The organism is Streptomyces sp. NPDC056373, from assembly GCF_042262425.1.
Lineage (GTDB): Bacteria > Actinomycetota > Actinomycetes > Streptomycetales > Streptomycetaceae > Streptomyces.
Genome location: NZ_JBHJPX010000002.1, coordinates 238,194 through 257,532, shown reverse-complemented (window position 1 = coordinate 257,532; position 19,339 = coordinate 238,194). Strand labels below are relative to the sequence as shown.

Annotated in this window: 14 protein-coding genes; 10 read left to right on the top strand and 4 right to left on the bottom strand. The window is 71.9% G+C overall.

Annotated features, from left to right (window positions below; genetic code table 11):
• The first annotated feature begins 209 nt into the window (after positions 1 to 209).
• The 3 genes from ACFCXS_RS05115 (at position 210) to ACFCXS_RS05105 (ending at position 3,896) form a co-directional block, all read left to right on the top strand.
• Positions 210 to 395 carry a hypothetical protein gene (locus ACFCXS_RS05115; RefSeq protein ID WP_376641696.1) on the top strand — a complete coding sequence of 62 codons (186 nt, stop codon included), beginning with the start codon at positions 210 to 212 and terminating at the stop codon, positions 393 to 395.
• Between the two features lie 161 nt (positions 396 to 556).
• Positions 557 to 3,595 (top strand): AAA family ATPase, encoded by a 3,039-nt coding sequence (locus ACFCXS_RS05110; RefSeq protein ID WP_376641695.1) that lies wholly within the window; start codon positions 557 to 559, stop codon positions 3,593 to 3,595.
• A gap of 100 nt (positions 3,596 to 3,695) precedes the next feature.
• Positions 3,696 to 3,896: a DUF6191 domain-containing protein gene (locus tag ACFCXS_RS05105; protein ID WP_376641694.1), complete on the top strand. Its 201-nt coding sequence runs from the start codon at positions 3,696 to 3,698 to the stop codon at positions 3,894 to 3,896.
• 112 nt (positions 3,897 to 4,008) lie between these two features.
• On the opposite strand, the gene ACFCXS_RS05100 is transcribed toward ACFCXS_RS05105, so the two are convergent.
• Both ACFCXS_RS05100 and ACFCXS_RS05095 read right to left on the bottom strand, forming a co-directional pair.
• Positions 4,009 to 5,181, bottom strand: a complete 1,173-nt coding sequence (locus ACFCXS_RS05100; protein ID WP_376641693.1) for a PQQ-dependent sugar dehydrogenase — start codon at positions 5,179 to 5,181, stop codon at positions 4,009 to 4,011.
• A 127-nt stretch (positions 5,182 to 5,308) separates the two neighbouring features.
• Positions 5,309 to 6,307 carry an aldo/keto reductase gene (locus ACFCXS_RS05095; protein ID WP_376641692.1) on the bottom strand — a complete coding sequence of 333 codons (999 nt, stop codon included), beginning with the start codon at positions 6,305 to 6,307 and terminating at the stop codon, positions 5,309 to 5,311.
• A gap of 77 nt (positions 6,308 to 6,384) precedes the next feature.
• On the opposite strand from ACFCXS_RS05095, the gene ACFCXS_RS05090 reads away from it, so the two are divergent.
• From ACFCXS_RS05090 to serA, 6 genes are all read left to right on the top strand, one after another.
• Positions 6,385 to 7,335, top strand: a complete 951-nt coding sequence (locus ACFCXS_RS05090) for a 2-hydroxyacid dehydrogenase (RefSeq protein WP_376641691.1) — start codon at positions 6,385 to 6,387, stop codon at positions 7,333 to 7,335.
• Positions 7,336 to 7,768: 433 nt separating this feature from the next.
• A complete protein-coding gene (locus ACFCXS_RS05085; protein ID WP_376641690.1) occupies positions 7,769 to 10,813 on the top strand; it encodes a putative bifunctional diguanylate cyclase/phosphodiesterase in 3,045 nt (1,014 codons plus the stop codon).
• A 230-nt stretch (positions 10,814 to 11,043) separates the two neighbouring features.
• Entirely contained in the window at positions 11,044 to 12,888 is a 1,845-nt protein-coding gene (locus tag ACFCXS_RS05080) for an acetolactate synthase large subunit (RefSeq protein WP_376641689.1), read from the top strand.
• 21 nt (positions 12,889 to 12,909) lie between these two features.
• Complete coding sequence (ilvN, locus tag ACFCXS_RS05075; protein ID WP_003993148.1) at positions 12,910 to 13,434, top strand: acetolactate synthase small subunit; 525 nt, start codon at positions 12,910 to 12,912, stop codon at positions 13,432 to 13,434.
• A gap of 121 nt (positions 13,435 to 13,555) precedes the next feature.
• Positions 13,556 to 14,554, top strand: coding sequence for a ketol-acid reductoisomerase (gene ilvC / locus ACFCXS_RS05070; RefSeq protein WP_344458959.1), 999 nt, complete (start codon positions 13,556 to 13,558; stop codon positions 14,552 to 14,554).
• Positions 14,555 to 14,820: 266 nt separating this feature from the next.
• Positions 14,821 to 16,410 carry a phosphoglycerate dehydrogenase gene (gene serA / locus ACFCXS_RS05065; RefSeq protein ID WP_376641688.1) on the top strand — a complete coding sequence of 530 codons (1,590 nt, stop codon included), beginning with the start codon at positions 14,821 to 14,823 and terminating at the stop codon, positions 16,408 to 16,410.
• Positions 16,411 to 16,464: 54 nt separating this feature from the next.
• On the opposite strand, the gene ACFCXS_RS05060 is transcribed toward serA, so the two are convergent.
• On the bottom strand, positions 16,465 to 18,006 hold the full coding sequence (locus ACFCXS_RS05060; RefSeq protein WP_376641687.1) for an MFS transporter: 1,542 nt from the start codon (positions 18,004 to 18,006) through the stop codon (positions 16,465 to 16,467).
• An 86-nt stretch (positions 18,007 to 18,092) separates the two neighbouring features.
• Here ACFCXS_RS05060 and ACFCXS_RS05055 point away from each other — a divergent pair, with 86 nt between their 5' ends.
• Complete coding sequence (locus tag ACFCXS_RS05055) at positions 18,093 to 18,671, top strand: TetR/AcrR family transcriptional regulator (protein WP_376641686.1); 579 nt, start codon at positions 18,093 to 18,095, stop codon at positions 18,669 to 18,671.
• 4 nt (positions 18,672 to 18,675) lie between these two features.
• Here the strand turns inward: ACFCXS_RS05055 and ACFCXS_RS05050 are convergent, their stop codons facing one another.
• Positions 18,676 to 19,326, bottom strand: coding sequence for an HAD family hydrolase (locus ACFCXS_RS05050; protein WP_376641685.1), 651 nt, complete (start codon positions 19,324 to 19,326; stop codon positions 18,676 to 18,678).
• Positions 19,327 to 19,339 lie beyond the last annotated feature (13 nt).

Sequence of the window (19,339 nt, the reverse complement as noted above, 5' to 3'; positions counted from 1 at the left end):
CCCGCGAGCTGCAAGCCCGCAGGTCCTGAGGGGCCTCAGGCGGTTCCGTGAGCACCTTACGGAGTCCCTGAGGCCCCTCAGCCGCGTCTAAGGCACCGTGCGCCGCCGAAGATGCGGAACTCTCCCGATGTGGCGGCCCCGCCTGGGAGACGAGAGTGAGGTCATCGCGGAAAACCCGCCGCGACCGGCCTCTTCTCGAAGGACACACCATGTACGAGTACGAGCTCCAGCAGATGCGCACCTCCGACCTCATCCGCCGGGCCGACCACGCCCGTCTGGTGCGCGAGGCCGCCCGGGCCCGCCGCGAGGCCGGCCACGAAGGAGGCGGGGACTCCGCCGAGCACGACAGCCATAGCCGCCGCTTCCGCCGGCTCCGGTCCGCCCGGACGGCGTGAGCACCGGGGCGGGACCGGCCGCCACCGTGGCCGCCGGAACGGGGCCGGCGGCCACCGCTGTCGCCGTCCGGAGATCAGCGGCCGTCGTTCGCGGAAGAACGGCGGCCGCTTTTCCGGCCGTTCGACGGAAAACAGTTCCCACGCCGTCACAGGCGCATGCGATGCTCGGGCCTGTGGAGACCAGGTCCGTCAGCCCCGTTTTCGTCGGCCGTGCCGAGGAGCTGGGCACGCTGTACGACGCCCTCGCGCGCGCCTGCGAGGGCGAGCCGCAGGCACTGCTCATCGGCGGAGAGGCCGGGGTCGGCAAGACCCGCCTCGTCGAGGAGTTCGCCGCAGCCGCCCGCGATCGCGGGGCGGTGGTCGCACTCGGCGGGTGCGTGGAGATCGGCGCCGACGGCCTCCCCTTCGCCCCCTTCTCCACCGCGCTGCGCGCCCTGCGCCGCGACCTCCCCGGCGAGCTGGCCACCGCTTCAGCCGGGCAGGAGGAGGAACTGGCCCGGCTGCTGCCCGAGCTGGGCGAGTCGCGGGCCGGGAGACACGACGAGGAGGGCATGGCCCGCCTCTTCGAGCTCACCGCACGCCTGCTGGAGCGCGTCGCCGCCGAGCACACCGTCGTTCTCGCCCTGGAGGACCTGCACTGGGCCGACGCCTCCACCCGGCATCTGCTCTCCTACCTCGTCCGCACCCTGCGCACCGGCCGCCTCATCGTCCTCGCCACCTACCGCTCCGACGACATCCACCGCCGCCACCCGCTCAGGCCGCTGCTCGCCGAACTCGACCGGCTCCGCACGATCCGCCGACTCGAACTCGCCCGCTTCAACCGCGACGAGGTGGGCCGCCAGGTCGCCGGCATCCTCGCCCACGAACCCGAGCCGGACCAGGTCGACGCGATCTTCCAGCGCTCCGACGGCAACGCCTTCTTCGTCGAGGAGCTCGCCGTCGCCGACCACGAGGGCTGCCGGACGGGACTGACCGACACCCTGCGCGACCTGCTGCTCGTCCGTGTCGAGGGACTGCCGGAACCCGCCCAGCACGTCGCCCGGATCGTCGCCGAGGGCGGCTCCACCGTCGAGTACCGGCTGCTGGCCGCCGTCGCCCGGCTCGCCGAGGACGACCTCATCGAGGCCCTGCGGACCGCCGTGAACGCGAGCATCCTCGCCCCCGCACCCGGTGGCGACGGTTACCGCTTCCGCCACTCCCTGGTCCGCGAGGCCGTCAGCGACGACCTGCTCCCCGGCGAGCGCTCCCGCCTCAACCGCCGCTATGCCGAAGTCCTGGAGACCGACCCGGCCCTTGTCCCCGCCGACCAGCGGGCGACCCGCCTGGCCAGCTACTGGTACCACGCCCACGACGCCGCCAAGGCCCTGCCCGCCGTCCTCGAGGCCTCCGTCGAGGCCCGCCGCCGCCACGCCTACTCCGAGCAACTCCGGCTCCTGGAGAGGGCGATGGAACTGTGGGACTCCGCTCCCGAGGCCGTACGCACAGCCCTGCGCCCCGTCGACTACACCGAGGTCTATCCCCCCTGCGGCTGCGACCCCGCCACCACCGCCCTGCGCCACCTGGACCTGCTCGCCGAGGCGGCCGTGGCGGGACGGCTCTGCGGGGAGCGCGAACGCGCCCTGAAGATCACCAAGCGGGCCCTGCGCCTGCTGGAGGACGAGGACGACCCCCTGCGTACCGCCTGGTTCTGGATCCAGCGTTCCCGGCTGGTCCAGCGGCTCGCCCGGGGCGACGGCTGGCAGGAGATCGCCACCGCCCAGGAGCTGGTCCGCGGTCTGCCGCCGTCCGAGGTGCACGCCGAGGTGCTGGCCACGGCCGCCCACTGGTCGATGCTCCGTGAACCCGGCCCGGAGACCCTGACGGCCGCCGAGCGGGCCGTCGAGTACGCGCGCATGGTGGGCGCCGACGAGATCGAGTCCAACGCCCGCCTCACCCTCGGCGGGCTCATGGTCGAGGCCGGCCAGATCGAAGCCGGGCTGGCCCACATGTACGAGGTCCGGGACGAAGTGGTGGCCCGGGGACTCGCGGTCGTCCTGGGCCGCAGCCATGTGAACCTGCCCTCCACGCTGGAGGGCATCGGCCGTTCCGAGGAGGCCGTGGCCATCCTGCGCGAAGGCCTGGGGCTCACCCGCAGGATGGGGCTGACCGAGTCCGAGGGCTGGGTCCACGGCAACCTCGCCGAGTCGCTCATCTCCCTCGGCCGCTGGGACGAGGCCGCCGAGGCGGCCGTCAGCGCCCAGCGGCTGGGGCAGACGGCCGGGCCGTACGGGTCGGGCGCCAACAGCCAGGCGTTCCTCGCCCTGGCCCGCGGCGAGGTGTCCGAGGCCGCCCGCCACCTCGCCGAGGCCCGCGCCTCCTACGGCCCGCACGACCCCATGCCGCAGCACGACCTGCCGATCTCCTGCCTCACCGTCGCGGTCGCCGCCGCCGAGGGCCGCCTGGCCGACGCCCGCGCCGAACTGGCCCGCACCCTCGCCTCCGGCTTCCCGCTCGGCACGCAGCGCTACGCCTGGCCGCTGCTGCTCCAGTCGGCCACCGCCGAGGCCGACGCCCGGGCACTGCACGCCGCCCGCGACGGCCGCGAGCAGGTCCTTCACGCCATCTTCTCCGCCGTCAAGCGCCTCACCACGCACGCCCCCGTCTGGCTCGCCCACGAGCGGTGGGTCCGCGCCGAACTCCTTCGCGCCGAGGGCCGGAGCACCCCGGCCACCTGGTCGGACGTGGTCACCGCCTTCGAAGTTCTGGACCGGCCCTACGACCTCGCCCGCGTCCGGTACCGCCTGGCCGAGTCCCTGCTGACGGGCGGCGGCGAGGACGAGCGCGACCGTGCCACGGAACTGCTGCGGCTCGCCCACACCGTCGCCCGCCACCTCGGTGCCCGGCCGCTCGATGACGCCGCCACCGCGCTCGCCCGGCGCGCCCGCCTCCCGCTCACGCCCGCCACGGAACCCGGCCCCACCGACCCCGCCGACGCCCTCGGCCTCACCAGCCGCGAACGGGACGTCCTGCGCCTGGTCGCCGCGGGGCACACCAACCGCCGTATAGCGGAGGAGCTGTTCATCTCGCCCAAGACCGCGAGCGTGCACGTCTCGAACATCCTGGGGAAGCTCGGCGTCTCCGGGCGGGGTGAGGCGGCGGCGGTTGCGCACCGGGTGGGGCTGTTCCCGGCCGAAATGGTCATGCCCGGTCCCACGGGTTGAGGCATACGCTGTAAGGGGTCCTTCCACCATGAGCGCACCACCCGGGCGGGCAGTGCGAGGACCCCTGAGGGACGTCGCGGATCCCGCGGCCCAGGGAGGCATGTTGTTCAACGCGTTCGAGGAACTGTTCTCGCCCGGGCGCAAGCACACCCACGACGAGCAGAACCGTCTGGAACTGACCCGCGAGGACGTCGGGGACGGCGATCCCGGACGCGGACCGATAGATCTCGCGTCGGGGAAGGTCGTCGTACGCCCACCCCACGAGCACGACGGGGACGGCGCGGACGGCGAGGGGGAGTAGCCCCGTCGTCCGCGGGCCGGCCCGGCGGCCTGGTCATGGCCACCGCCCGGGGCCGGGCGGCTGGAACCGCGCGACCGGCACGGCGGATGGCGACCCGCACCGGTCCCCAGGGCTACTTCACCCGCAGTTCCAGGATCCGGTCGTCGCCGCCCTTCGGGCTGCCCCGGCCGTCTGTGTTGCTGGTGACGAGCCACAGCCTGTCGCCGCCTGCCGCGACGACCGTGCGCAGCCGCCCGTACTCGCCCTCCAGGAACGCCTGTGGCTTCGCCGAGGCCGCCGTGCCGTTCAGCGGGATGCGCCACAGCCGCTTGCCGCGCAGGCCCGCCATCCAGATCGACCCCTCGGCGTGGGCGATGCCACTGGGGGAGGCCTCGGCCGTGGTCCACTGGTCGACCGGGTTGCGGAACCGCTTGTCGCCGGACCGGCCCTCCGCCTCCGGCCAGCCGTAGTTGCCGCCCGGCTTGATCGCGTTCAGCTCGTCCCAGGTGTCCTGCCCGAACTCCGAGGCGAACAGCCGCTGCTTGCCGTCCCAGGCCAGGCCCTGCACATTGCGGTGGCCGTAGGAGTACACCGGCGAGTCCGGGAACGGGTTGCCCGGCGCCGGCTCGCCCTCCGGGGTCAGACGCAGGATCTTGCCGCCCACGGAGTCCTTGTCCTGGGACAGGCCGGTGTCGCCGCTCTCGCCGGTACCCACGTACAGCATCCTGTCCGGGCCGAACGCGATACGCCCGCCGTTGTGGATGAAGCCCTTGGGGATGCCCTTGAAGACCGTGTCGGGAGCGCCGAGCTGCTCGCCCGGGGGCTTCTGCCCGTCGTAGATCATGCGCACGATGCGGTTGTCGGACGCCGAGGTGAAGTACGCGTAGACCATGCGGTCCGAGGCGTAGTCGGGGGACAGGGCGATCCCGAGCAGGCCGCCCTCGCCGGCCGCCGAGACCCCCGGCACCTCGCCCAGCTCGGTCTTCTTGCCGGTCTTCTCGTCGACCCGGACGATCGTCCCCTCGTCACGGGACGCGACGAGCAGGCCGCCGTCCGGCAGCGGGGCGAGCCCCCAGGGGGAGTCCAGGCCCCCGGCGACGGTGCGCACCACCTTCACGGAGCCCTGGGCGGGAGGTGTCTGCCCGGCGGCCTGCCGCGGCGGTGCGGACGATCCCGGTGCCGTGCGGCCCGGGGAGGCACTGTCGTCCTTGCCGGACGGTCCTCCTTCGTCGGAGGAGCAACCGGCCGTCAGCAGGAGCGCGGCGGCGGCCAGCACGGCCGGGACGGCTCGACGTTGCACGATCATGGTCCCTTCGACGGGGCAGGTCCTTCTCCCTGTCATACACCGCCGGCGGCCCGAGAGTTCCCGATCACCGAACGCCGTAGCGGGAACACGCGCTTTGCCCGAAACGCACCGGGGCGCAAACGGATCCTCAGTCCCACGACCCCTGAGCCGGCGGCAGCGCGGCTATCTCCCCGAGATCGTCCGGGGTCAGGCGCAGCTCCGTCGCGGCCGTGTTCTCCGTGACCCAGTGCTCCTGCTTCGTGCCGGGGACCGGGACCACGTGCGAGCCCTGGGCCAGCACCCACGCGAGGGCGACCTGGGCGGCCGTGACGCCCGTGCCGTGCCGGCGGGCCACGCGGCGCAGGCCCGCGACGAACGGCTGGTTCGCCGCCATCATCTCGGCCGTGAAGCGGGGGTGCCGGGCACGCGGGTCGTCCGCCTCGAAGCCGGCGCCCGGCCGCAGCCTGCCGGTCAGGAAGCCGTTGCCCAGCGGCATCGCGGCGAGGAAACCCACGCCCCGTGTGCGGCACCACGGCAGCAGGGCCTCCAGCGCCTCCGGCGACCACACCGACAGCTCCGCCTCCACCGCGCTCACCGGGAAGACCTGCTGCACCCGCTCCAGCTGCCGGATCGTTCCGTCATGCAGCCGGGCCCCGGACCGGCGGCCGGCCCGCGCCCCCACCGCGCACAGGCCCAGGGCCCGTACCTTCCCGGCCTGGACGAGCTCCGCCATCGCGCCCCAGGTCTCCTCCACCGGCACCTCGGGGTCGGCCCGGTGCAGCTGGTAGAGGTCGATGACGTCCGTCTGCAGCCGCCGCAGCGACGCGTCGCAGGCCCGCCTCACATACCCGGGGCGGCCGTTGGCGACGATGTGCTGGTCCCCGACCAGCAGCCCGACCTTCGTCGACACGAACGCGTCGGACCGCCGCTCCTTCAACGCCCTCCCCACCAGCAGCTCGTTGGTGAAGGGGCCGTACATGTCGGCCGTGTCCAGCAGGGACGCACCCAGGTCGAGAGCCCGGTGCACCGCCCTGAGCGACTCGTCGCCCCGCCGTCGCGACGCGCTGTAGGCCCAGCTCATCGGCATGCACCCGAGTCCGACGGCCCCCACCGCGAGCGCCGCCGCGCCGATCGTCCTGCGCTCCACCTGGTCGTGACCCTCCCTGTTCGAGCCACCCCAACCTAACCTCTGCCGTCACACGCTCCTGACATAGCCTCCAGAGCATGACTGCTGACGTGTGGCTGCCCATCCCGCCGGACGAGATCGACGGACTCCCCGAGGGCCCGGACTACCGTCTCTGGAACGGCGAGGAGGACTTCCCCGCGGACCCGGCCGACTGCGCCTTCTACGTCGTCCCCTACATGAAGCCCAGCCCGCTGTGCGTACGGCCCATGGGGCGGATGAGCAACGTCCGGGTCGTGCAGACCCTCTCCGCCGGGATCGACCACGTGGAGCCGGGGCTCGGGCAGCTGCCCGCGGGTGTGCGGCTGTGCAATGCGCGAGGCGTGCACGAGGCCAGCACCGGCGAGCTCACCCTCGCGCTGATCCTGGCCTCGCTGCGCGGGATCCCCGACTTCGTCCGCGCGCAGGACCGGGGGGAGTGGCTCGGCGGGTTCCGGCCCGCGCTCGCCGACAAGAACGTCCTCATCGTGGGGTACGGCTCGATCGGCGAGGCCATCGAGGACCGGCTCGTTCCGTTCGAGGTGGCGCGGGTGGCGCGCGTCGCGCGCTCCGCGCGCACCACGGCGCGCGGTCCGGTGCATCCGCTCACCGATCTTTCCGCGCTGCTGCCGGAAGCGGACGTCGTGATCCTGTCCACCCCGCTCACCGAAGCCACCCGCGGCCTGGCCGGTGCCGACTTCCTGTCCCGGATGAAGGACGGCGCGCTCCTGGTCAACGTCGCCCGCGGCCCCGTCGTCGACACCAAGGCCCTGCTCGCGGAGCTGGAGACCGGCCGCATCACCGCCGCCCTCGACGTCACCGACCCGGAGCCGCCGGGGCGTGAACACCCCCTGTGGCGTGCGCCGGGGGTACTCATCAGCCCTCATGTCGGCGGACCCACCTCTGCGTTCCTTCCGCGCGCCAAGCGGCTCCTGGTGGACCAGTTGAACCGTTATGTGAACCGGGAGCCGCTCCGCAACGTGATCCTCACGACGGGTGCATCAACCGACTGAGAGAGCTTCGAGTACCGTCCGCAATCCCCCGGGTGCGGTGGGTACTCATATATCCGTTGATCGTCACGGAGCGTAGAGAACCTATGTCCCTGAGTGACGAGACTGGTGTATCGTCCCGACAGGGGCTGCGCCGGGGACCAACCGGCGCCGGGGACGGACACTTCGGACTGTGAGGGGGGCGACAGGCGATGCACGGCCTTTGGACGAGCGATCCGATGGGGCGGGGCTGCCGGCGGCGACCCGGGCGGACGGCCGCGAGCAGACGCGGTCGGCACGCCGATCACGTCGGCCACCACACCCACCACAGCGAACACCACACCGATCACCGCGTCGATCACAGCCCTCACCGCAGGTCCGGCAGGAGCGGGCGGCATGCCCAGCCGGTCCACCGGGGCTCGCGGGACCCGGGAGCCGTGCGGGCCGGGAGGACCCGGTGAGCGCGCCCCCCACGCCCACGCTGGACGGAGCGCTGCGGGCACAGCCTCCGTCCACGGGTGCGCTGCTGCCCCGCACGCCGGTCCCCGGCCGCCGGCCGGGCCTGGCCCTCCAACTCGTCCTCGCCCTGGCCTGCGCGGGATACGCCGTCGGTGCCGCGTGCGGCTGGGGCTCCTACGAAGTGGCCCTGTTCATGGGCGACTTCGGGCTGAGCGCCGCGGCCGGAACCGCCTCCGTCTCGTGCTTCCTCTACGCCCGCAGCCGCCGCACCCGCTTTCGGCCCGCCTGGCTGCTCTTCGGTCTCTCCTCGGCCATGGCCTCCCTGGGCAACCTCGTCTGGGGGTGGTACGAGGTGGTCCTCGGACTGCCCGTGCCCAGTCCCGGCTACGCGGACCTGTTCTTCCTCTGCTTCGCGCCGCCCGCGATCGTCGGACTGCTCGTGCTCGCCAAACGTCCGGTGACCAAGGCGGGCTGGGTCTGCCTGGGGCTGGACGCCTGGCTCATCGGCGGCTCGCTGCTGACGCTGGCCTGGAGCCTCGCCCTCGCCCAGGCCGCGAAATCCGAAGGGCCCGGCGTGGCGCACATCGCGCTGTCGCTCGCGTACCCGCTGCTCGACATCGCCCTGGTGAGCATGGTCCTCGCCCTGCACTTCAGGCGGTCGGCGGTGAACCGCTCCGCCGTGAACACCGCCATCGGCGCCCTCGCCCTGACCGTGATGTGCGACGCCCTGTTCACCTCACCGCTCATGCACCACGACTACCGCTCCGGCCAGCTGCTCGACGCGGGCTGGTTCGCCGGCTCGCTGCTCCTGGCGTACGCCCCGTGGGCGGGGGCGCGCGCGGAGGGCGACCGGCACGGCTCCGAGCGGCACGGCGCCGCCGGGCACACCCGCGTGGTGCACGAGCACGTACCGGGGCAGCGCGCCGGCACCCACCACCAGTCCCTGCCCGGCGCCGAGCACAGCCGGTACCCGGCCGCCCGGCCCATCTCCGGCTCCCTCGCCGCCCTCACGCCGTATCTCGCGGCCGCCGTGTGCACCCTCGGGATCCTCTACAACGTCCTCAACGGCCGCAGCGTCGACCGCGTGGTCCTGCTCACCGGGGGCACGGTGGTCCTCGCGCTCGTCGTGCGCCAGGGCATCATGCTGCTCGACAACATCACCCTCACCCAGGAACTGGCGCAGAAGGAGAACCACTTCCGCTCCCTGGTGCAGGGCTCCAGCGACGTCATCATGATCGCCGCACCCAGTGGCGTGCTGAGGTACGTCTCCCCGGCCGCCGCCGGTGTGTACGGCCGCCCGGCGGAGGAGCTGGTGGGTACGGAACTGGCCAATCTCATCCACCCCGAGGACCTGGGCTGCGTCGTGCACGAGGTGCGCCGGTTCCTCGCCGCCGACCCGGTCGAGGAACCCACCACACGCATCGAGTGCCGTTTCCGCTCGGGCGGTGGGGGTACCTCCCGCTCGAGCGGAGCCGAGAGCGGGGGAGGCTGGCTGAACGTCGAGTCGACCATCAACCGTCACCACGGCGGCCTCATCTTCAACAGCCGCGACGTGACCGAGAGGGTCCGCCTCCAGGCCCAGTTGCAGCACAACGCCGAGCACGACCCGCTCACGGACCTGCCCAACCGCGCCCTGTTCACCAAGCGCGTCCAGCACGCCCTGTCGGGCCGCCGTGCCTCCGACCGGGGCGTGGCCCTGCGGAACACGGCCGTGCTGTTCATCGACCTCGACGGCTTCAAGGCCGTCAACGACACGATCGGTCACCAGGCCGGGGACGAGCTGCTGGTCCAGGCCGCCCGCAGGCTCCAGGACTCCGTCCGGCACGGCGACACCGCCTCCCGGCTCGGCGGGGACGAGTTCGCCGCCCTGATCGCCGGGGACAACACCCGCGACCGGGACGCGCGCGAGCGGCACATACTGGAGCTCGCCGACCGCCTGAGGGCGACGCTGTCCCAGCCCTACGTCATCGACGGCAACGATGTCCGGGTCAACGCCTCCATCGGCGTGGCCTTCGCCGAATCCGGTCTCGGCGCCGGTGAACTGCTGCGCAACGCCGACCTTGCCATGTACCGGGCCAAGGCCAGCGGCAAGGGCCGTGTCGAGCTGTACAAGCCGCAGATGCAGCAGGACGTCGTCCGCAAGGCCGAGCTCGCCACCCGCCTGCGGGCCGCGCTGCACGACGGGGAGTTCGCCCTGTTGCACCAGCCGGTGGTGTCCCTGGAGGACGGCCGGATCTCGTCGGTGTCCGCTCAGGCACGCTGGCGTTCCTCGCAGGGGGTGCTCTTCACCCCGGCGGAGTTCCTGCGGGTGGCCGAGGACAGCGAGAAGACCGCCGAGCTGGGCCGGTGGATGATCGAGGAGGCTGTCGAGCAGGCCGCCGAGCGGCACGCCACCGGGCTGTCCGTGCCGGTCGTCGTGCCGATGAGCGCCCGCCGGCTGCTGGACCGCTCGATGCCGCTCGGCTCGATCGAGGCACTGCTCACGCGGCACGGACTGCCGCCGGGCGCGCTGGTCATCGAGCTGTCGGACGCCGACCCGAGGATCTCGCTGGAGGAGCTGGAGCGGCGTCTGGGGGCCCTGCGACGGGTCGGCGTACGGATCGCGCTCGACGGCTTCGGCAGCGGCTACGCGGCGATCACGGCCCTTCGGCGGCTCCCCGTCGACGTACTGAAGCTCGACCGCGGTCTGGTCGAGGGCGTCGTCGAGTCCGCGCGCCTGCACAAGATCACCAGCGGGCTGCTGCGCATCGCGGGCGACCTCGGGCTGAAGTCCGTGGCCGAGGGGGTGGATCTGCCGGAGCAGGTCGTCGCCCTGCGCGCGATGGGCTGTACGCACGGGCAGGGCATGGCGTTCTCCGGGCCGCTCGACGAGTACCGGCTGCGCCGGGCGCTCGCCGGGGGCCACTGTCCGGTGCCGAAGGGGCCGTCCGAACCGGCGTTCGCGGGTGGCGCCCCGCGGGTGTACAGCTCGGGCGTGTCTGCCGTCATCGGAGGCGGCGCGACACTGCGCTCACATAATGAGACTCCCGTCCCACCCACTTGACAGTGAGTGCGTGCCGGGGAGAGGGTCAGTGCCATGCGCACCCGAATTCTCGTACTTGGAAAGCGCGTCGGCTGACGCTGAGCCTCGACCGCTCAGCGACCCCACCCGGCGCGCTCCCCTCGCTTGCCTTATGGCACGAGGGGTTTTTTGTTGCACAGGCGCCTTTCGTGCAACAGCCGAAGATCGTACAAACCTCGCAAAAACCCTCAGCATCTGAGAAGAGAATGCCGATGACCGAGCAGGCCACCGGGGCCCACCACCCGCAGCCCCGGCCCCGATCCGGAGGACACTCCGCCCCCGAGCAGGTGACGGGCGCGCAGTCCCTCATCCGCTCTCTCGAGGAGGTCGGCGCCGACACGGTATTCGGCATTCCCGGCGGTGCGATCCTCCCGGCCTACGACCCGCTGATGGACTCGACCCGGGTGCGCCACGTCCTGGTCCGCCACGAGCAGGGCGCCGGTCACGCCGCCACCGGCTACGCGCAGGCCACCGGCAAGGTCGGTGTCTGCATGGCCACCTCCGGGCCCGGCGCCACCAACCTGGTCACCCCGATCGCCGACGCGCACATGGACTCCGTGCCGCTGGTCGCGATCACCGGCCAGGTGGCGTCGAAGGCGATCGGTACCGACGCCTTCCAGGAGGCGGACATCGTCGGCATCACCATGCCGATCACCAAGCACAACTTCCTCGTCACCAAGGCCGAGGACATCCCGCGGATCATCGCCCAGGCGTTCCACATCGCCTCCACCGGCCGCCCCGGTCCGGTCCTGGTCGACATCGCCAAGGACGCCCTCCAGGCGAAGACCACCTTCTCCTGGCCGCCCGCCATGGACCTGCCCGGCTACCGCCCGGTGACCAAGCCGCACGCCAAGCAGATCCGCGAGGCCGCCAAGCTGATCACCCAGGCCAGGCGACCGGTGCTGTACGTCGGCGGCGGCGTGCTCAAGGCCAAGGCCACCGCCGAGCTGAAGGTCCTCGCCGAGCTCACCGGTGCCCCCGTCACCACCACGCTGATGGCGCTCGGGGCGTTCCCCGACAAGCACCCGCAGCACCTGGGCATGCCCGGCATGCACGGTTCGGTCGCCGCCGTCACCGGACTGCAGAAGGCCGACCTGATCGTCGCCCTCGGCGCCCGCTTCGACGACCGCGTCACCGGCAAGCTGGACAGCTTCGCCCCGCTCGCCAAGATCGTCCACGCGGACATCGACCCGGCCGAGATCGGCAAGAACCGCGCGGCCGACGTGCCGATCGTCGGTGACGCCCGAGAGGTCATCGCCGACCTGATCCAGGCCGTCCAGAAGGAGCACAGCGAGGGGCACCAGGGCGACTACAGCGCCTGGTGGAACGACCTGAACCGCTGGCGCGACACCTACCCGCTCGGCTACGACCAGCCCGGCGACGGCTCGCTCTCCCCGCAGCACGTCATCGAGCGCATCGGACAGCTCGCCCCCGAGGGCACGATCTTCGCGGCGGGCGTCGGCCAGCACCAGATGTGGTCCGCCCACTTCATCGAGTACGACAAGCCGGGCACCTGGCTCAACTCCGGCGGCGCCGGCACGATGGGCTACGCCGTCCCGGCCGCCATGGGCGCCAAGGCCGGAGCGCCCGAGCGGGCCGTCTGGGCCATCGACGGCGACGGCTGCTTCCAGATGACCAACCAGGAGCTCACCACCTGCGCCCTGAACAACATCCCGATCAAGGTCGCCGTCATCAACAACGGCGCCCTCGGGATGGTCCGCCAGTGGCAGACCCTCTTCTACAACCAGCGGTACTCCAACACCGTGCTGCACTCCGGCCCGGACGACGTCAACCCGCAGGCCCGGGGCACCCGCGTCCCCGACTTCGTGAAGCTGTCGGAGGCGATGGGCTGCTACGCGATCCGCTGCGAGTCCCCGGACGACCTCGACAAGGTCATCGAGGAGGCGAACTCGATCAACGACCGCCCGGTCGTCGTGGACTTCATCGTCCACGAGGACGCGATGGTGTGGCCCATGGTCGCCGCCGGCACCTCCAACGACGAGATCATGGCCGCCCGGGACGTCCGCCCCGACTTCGGCGACAACGAAGACGACTGAGCGAGAGAGACCGAAGAGATCATGTCCAAGCACACGCTCTCCGTCCTGGTGGAGAACACCCCCGGCATCCTCGCCCGGATCGCCGCCCTGTTCTCCCGCCGCGGCTTCAACATCGACTCGCTCGCGGTGGGCGTCACCGAGCACCCCGACATCTCCCGCATCACCATCGTCGTCGGCGTGGAGGACCTGCCGCTGGAGCAGGTCACCAAGCAGCTCAACAAGCTCGTCAACGTGCTGAAGATCGTCGAGCTGGAGCCGTCGCAGGCGGTGCAGCGCGAACTCGTCCTGGTGAAGGTGCGCGCCGACAACGAGACGCGCTCCCAGATCGTCGAGATCGTCCAGCTGTTCCGCGCCAAGACCGTCGACGTCTCCCCGGAGGCCGTCACCATCGAGGCCACCGGCTCCGGCGAGAAGCTGACCGCGATGCTCAAGATGCTGGAGCCGTACGGCATCAAGGAGCTCGTCCAGTCCGGCACGATCGCGATCGGCCGCGGTGCCCGTTCGATCACGGACCGGTCGCTGCGCGCCCTGGACCGGTCGGCGTAAGACCCGGAACGGGCGGTCGGCGCGCCGTCGGCCGCCCGTATTCCGAGACCCGCAGACTTCCCTTCCGCCCCCCGTCATACGGTGGGACGCAACACCTGCACTCCCGAGGAGAGAACCCAAAGTGGCCGAGCTGTTCTACGACGCCGACGCCGACCTGTCCATCATCCAGGGCCGCAAGGTCGCGGTCATCGGTTACGGCAGCCAGGGCCACGCCCACGCGCTGTCGCTCCGTGACTCGGGTGTCGACGTGCGCGTCGGTCTGCACGAGGGCTCCAAGTCCAAGGCCAAGGCCGAGGAGCAGGGCCTGCGCGTGGTGAGCCCGTCGGAGGCCGCCGCCGAGGCCGACGTCATCATGATCCTCGTCCCGGACCCGATCCAGGCCCAGGTCTACGAGGAGCACATCGCCCCCAACCTGAACGACGGCGACGCCCTGTTCTTCGGCCACGGCCTGAACATCCGCTACGGCTTCATCAAGCCCCCGGCCGGCGTGGACGTCTGCATGGTCGCCCCGAAGGGCCCGGGCCACCTGGTCCGCCGCCAGTACGAGGAGGGCCGCGGCGTTCCGTGCATCGCCGCCGTCGAGCAGGACGCCACGGGCAACGGCTTCGAGCTGGCCCTGTCCTACGCCAAGGGCATCGGCGGCACCCGCGCCGGCGTCATCAAGACGACCTTCACCGAGGAGACCGAGACCGACCTGTTCGGTGAGCAGGCCGTCCTCTGCGGTGGTACCGCCGCGCTGGTCAAGGCGGGCTTCGAGACGCTGACCGAGGCCGGCTACCAGCCGGAGATCGCCTACTTCGAGTGCCTGCACGAGCTGAAGCTGATCGTGGACCTCATGTACGAGGGCGGTCTGGAGAAGATGCGCTGGTCGATCTCCGAGACCGCCGAGTGGGGCGACTACGTCACCGGCCCGCGCATCATCACGGACGCCACCAAGGCCGAGATGAAGAAGGTCCTCGCCGAGATCCAGGACGGCACCTTCGCGACGCAGTGGATGGACGAGTACCACGGCGGCCTGAAGAAGTACAACGAGTACAAGAAGCAGGACTCCGAGCACCTGCTGGAGACCACCGGCAAGGAGCTGCGCAAGCTCATGAGCTGGGTCGACGAAGAGGCGTGAGCCGCCCGCCCGAGGGGCCGGAGCGACCCGCTCCGGCCCCTTCGGCGAACCCCGGGTAACGTCGGTGGTACGGCGTTGTCCATCCCGTCCGGCCACGGACGGGTGATCCTTCCGCAGCGGCACAGGACGACGTCCCATGCGCCACTAGACTGCTGCACACATACGCGTCAGGCCCACAGCGTCGTGCGTCTTCCGCGGCTAGCCCCCCTCCACCGCCTGCGGCCGTCGGGACGGCCGTCCGCAGCACTGGACTTGTGAGGACTCACGTGAGCTCGAAACCCGTCGTACTCATCGCTGAAGAGCTGTCGCCCGCCACCGTCGACGCCCTGGGCCCGGACTTCGAGATCCGGCACTGCAACGGCGCGGACCGGGCCGAGCTGCTCCCGGCCATCGCCGACGTGGACGCGATCCTGGTCCGTTCGGCCACCAAGGTCGACGCCGAGGCGATCTCCGCCGCGAACAAGCTGAAGGTCGTCGCACGAGCCGGCGTCGGCCTGGACAACGTGGACGTCTCCGCCGCCACCAAGGCCGGCGTGATGGTCGTCAACGCCCCCACCTCGAACATCGTGACCGCCGCCGAGCTGGCCTGCGGTCTCCTCGTCGCCACCGCCCGCCACATCCCGCAGGCCAACGCCGCGCTGAAGAACGGCGAGTGGAAGCGCAGCAAGTACACGGGCGTGGAGCTGGCCGAGAAGACCCTCGGTGTCGTCGGCCTCGGCCGCATCGGCGCGCTCGTCGCCCAGCGCATGTCCGGGTTCGGCATGAAGGTCGTGGCCTACGACCCCTACATCCAGCCCGCCCGCGCCGCCCAGATGGGCGTGAAGGTGCTGTCGCTGGACGAGCTGCTCGAGGTCTCCGACTTCATCACCGTGCACCTCCCCAAGACCCCCGAGACCGTCGGCCTCATCGGCGACGAGGCGCTGCGCAAGGTCAAGCCGAGCGTGCGCATCGTCAACGCCGCGCGCGGCGGGATCGTCGACGAGGAGGCGCTGTACTCCGCCCTCAAGGAGGGCCGGGTCGCCGGTGCCGGTCTCGACGTGTACGCGAAGGAGCCCTGCACGGACTCCCCGCTCTTCGAGTTCGACCAGGTCGTCTGCACCCCGCACCTCGGCGCCTCCACCGACGAGGCGCAGGAGAAGGCCGGTATCGCCGTCGCCCGCTCGGTGCGCCTCGCCCTCGCCGGTGAGCTCGTGCCCGACGCGGTCAACGTCCAGGGCGGCGTCATCGCCGAGGACGTCAAGCCGGGTCTGCCGCTCGCCGAGCGCCTGGGCCGGATCTTCACCGCGCTCGCCGGTGAGGTCGCGGTCCGCCTCGACGTCGAGGTCTACGGCGAGATCACCCAGCACGACGTGAAGGTGCTGGAGCTGTCCGCGCTCAAGGGTGTCTTCGAGGACGTCGTCGACGAGACGGTCTCCTACGTCAACGCCCCGCTGTTCGCGCAGGAGCGCGGCGTCGAGGTGCGCCTCACCACCAGCTCCGAGGCGACCGAGCACCGCAACGTCGTCACGGTGCGTGGCACGCTCTCCGACGGCGAGGAGGTGTCGGTGTCCGGCACGCTCGCCGGCCCCAAGCACCTCCAGAAGATCGTCGCGGTCGGCGACTACGACGTGGACCTGGCGCTCGCCGACCACATGCTGGTCCTGAAGTACGAGGACCGTCCCGGCATCGTCGGCACGGTCGGCCGCATCCTCGGCGAGGCGGGCCTCAACATCGCCGGCATGCAGGTGTCGCGTTCGGTGGCCGGCGGCGAGGCGCTGGCGGTCCTGACCGTGGACGACACGGTGACCGCGACCGTGCTGGCCGAGGTGGCCGCGGAGATCGGGGCGACCTCGGCCCGGTCGGTGAACCTGGCCTGACCTTTCCCGGGGGCCGCGCCCCCGGGCGCCCGTTCGCCCTGAACGGGCCGGCTTTCAGACGCCGGACGGGCTGAGCTGATCAGCCCGTCCGGCGTTCTTCCGTACCGCCCCCCGCCGCAGGGTCAGCACCGCCGCTGCCGCCGCGCAGACCAGCAGCCCCGCGCCCGTGACGGCCGCCGCGTGCATGCCGCTGGTGAAGGCCTCGCGCGCCGCCGTCGCCAGGGCGTCTCCCGCGCGCCCCGGAAGCCGGTCGGCCACGGCCAGGGCACCGCCCAGGGTCTCGTGTGCCGCAGCGGGTGCCGAGTCCGGGATCTCGTGCCGGAAGACGGCCGTGCCGATGGAGCCGAGGAACGCCATGCTCAGCGCGCCGCCGAACTCCGTGCCCGTCTCCAGCAGGGACGACGCGGCGCCCGCCTTCTCCACGGGAGCGGCGCTCAGGGCCAGGTCCGCCACCTGCGACATGACGGCCACGATGCCGCAGGCCAGGACGGCGCACGCGGCCAGCAGCAGCCAGAGCGAATCCGTGCCGGCCAGGGCCAGCATCACGTAGCCGCACGCGGCGACCGCGAAGCCGCCGCCCACGACGTGCGCACGGGGAACGCCCCGCTGCACGAGCTGTGCGGAGACCGGGGCGGCGAGCCCGATGGGCACCGAGGGCAGCAGGCTCCACAGCGCCGCTTCGAGGGGGCCCTTGTCCAGGACCGACTGGATGTACTGGGTCGTGAAGTACGCCGAGCCCATCATGCCGAAGGCGGCGGCGAGGTTGAGGACGACGGCCGGGCTGAAGCCGCGGGCCCGGAACAGGTCCGGCGAGATCAGCGGGGAGGCCGCCGTGCGCTGGCGGTGGACGAACAGCGCGGCGAAGAGCAGGCCGACGGTCACCGACATCACGTACCGCACGTTCCAGCCCTCGGCCGCGAGTTCCTTCAGCCCGTAGATCACAGGGAGCACCGCCGCCATCGACAGCGGGACGCTCAGCAGGTCGAAGCGGCCGGGGTGCGGCGTGCGCGACTCGGGCAGCAGGACGGGGCCGAGGGCCAGGAGCAGCAGCATCGCGGGCAGGTTGACCAGGAAGACCGAGCCCCACCAGAAGTGCTCGACGAGCACCCCGCTCATCACCGAGCCGAGCGCGATGCCGGCCGTCATCACGCCCGACCACACACCGATCGCCTTGGTCCGCTGCGCGGGGTCGGTGAACATCGTGCGCACGAGGGCCATCGTGGACGGCATCAGCGTCGCGCCGCCGATGCCGAGGACCGCGCGGGCGGCGATCAGGGTCTCGGCGCTGTTCGCGTAGGCCGCGACCAGGGAGGCCGAGCCGAAGGCGGCGGCGCCGATCAGCAGGAGCCTGCGGCGGCCGATGCGGTCGCCGAGGGAGCCCATCGTCATCAGCAGACCGGCCAGCACGAAGCCGTAGATGTCGAAGATCCACAGCTGCTGGGTGGCGCTCGGCTCCAGGTCGGCGCTGATCGCGGGGATCGCGAAGTAGAGGACCGAGACGTCCATCGAGACCAGCAGCAGCGGGAGCATCAGCACGCCGAGGGCCGTCCATTCGCGGCGGCCGGCGAGGGCGGGCGGGGGTGGGTTCGTCGTCATGGGCAGGACTGTACGAGCGCACTAAACGCTTGTCTAGTACGGGCGTTTAATACGTCCGTCTGGATTCCCGGTTAGGCTGGCGCGCCATGGGACATCGTGAGGATCTGCTGGAGGGCGCGAAGCGCTGCCTGCTGGCGAAGGGCTTCCTGCGCACGACCGCGCGCGACATCGTCAAGGAGTCGGGGACCAACCTGGCGTCGATCGGCTACCACTACGGCTCCAAGGACGCGCTGCTGGCACAGGCGTACGTGGAGATGGTGGAGGGCATGTCCGACGCCTTCGAGGGCGGCGGTGAGCTGCGCGGGGAGCCGGGCTCGCTGGAGCGCTTCACCGACGTCTGGGCGAACATCATCGGGACCATGCGGGAGCCCGGCTCGATGTGGCGGCTCAGCCTGGAGATCGTGGCCATGGGAGACCAGCTGCCGGAGGTGCGGGAGCACCTCGCACGGGCCCAGCGCGAGGGCGCGCGCGGCATCCTGCCCCTCTTCCTCGGCGGACACGAGGCCGACGTGACGGACGAGCAGGTGGACACCGTCGGGTACTTCTACCTGACCATGATGATGGGCCTGATGGCGCAGTGGACCTTCGACCCGGAGCACGCTCCGGAGGCCGAGCAGCTCGCAGCTGGACTCCGCCGGGTGATCGAGGCGGCCGGGGGGAAGTGACGCCTCACCCGGGCGCGCCGACCACCGAGTCGATGGCGGAGGCGGTGTCGGGGGCGGTACGGGTGGGGGTGAGTGCCGTCCCGGTCCAGGAGCGGCCCGACGACACCCAGACGCTGCGGGCGCCGATGCCGGCCGCGCCGGCGATGTCGGCGTGCGGGGAGTCGCCGATCACCCAGGCGCCGTCGAGCGTGGCGCCGGCAGCGGCGGCAGCGGCGTGGAAGATCTCCGGCGCGGGCTTCTTGTGGCCGACGGCCTCGGAGACGGCCCAGCCGTGGGTCAGCGCGTCGAGGCCGGTGACGCGGATCTTCCTCTCCTGCTGGGAGGTACGGCCGTTGGTGACGATGGCGAGGGTCCAGCCGGCGGCGGTTGCCTTCTCGAGCGCGGTGCGGACGGGCGCGGTCAGCACGACACGGTCGGCCGCGCCCCGGTCGAGCAGAGCGCGGACCGCCTCCCCGGGGACACGGTCGCCGTACCGCCCCTGCATGGCCCGGGCGACCTCCGGCCGGGGCGTGTAGCCACTGGCGTCGACGGTCATGAGCCAGTCGACGTCGTCCTCGGGCAGCCCGTGGTCGGCGAGGAAGTCCAGCAGCGTGGCGCGGTAGGCGGCGTCCCGGTCGATCAGGGTGTTGTCGAGGTCGAGCAGCAGCAGCGGCATGAACGGGCCGTCC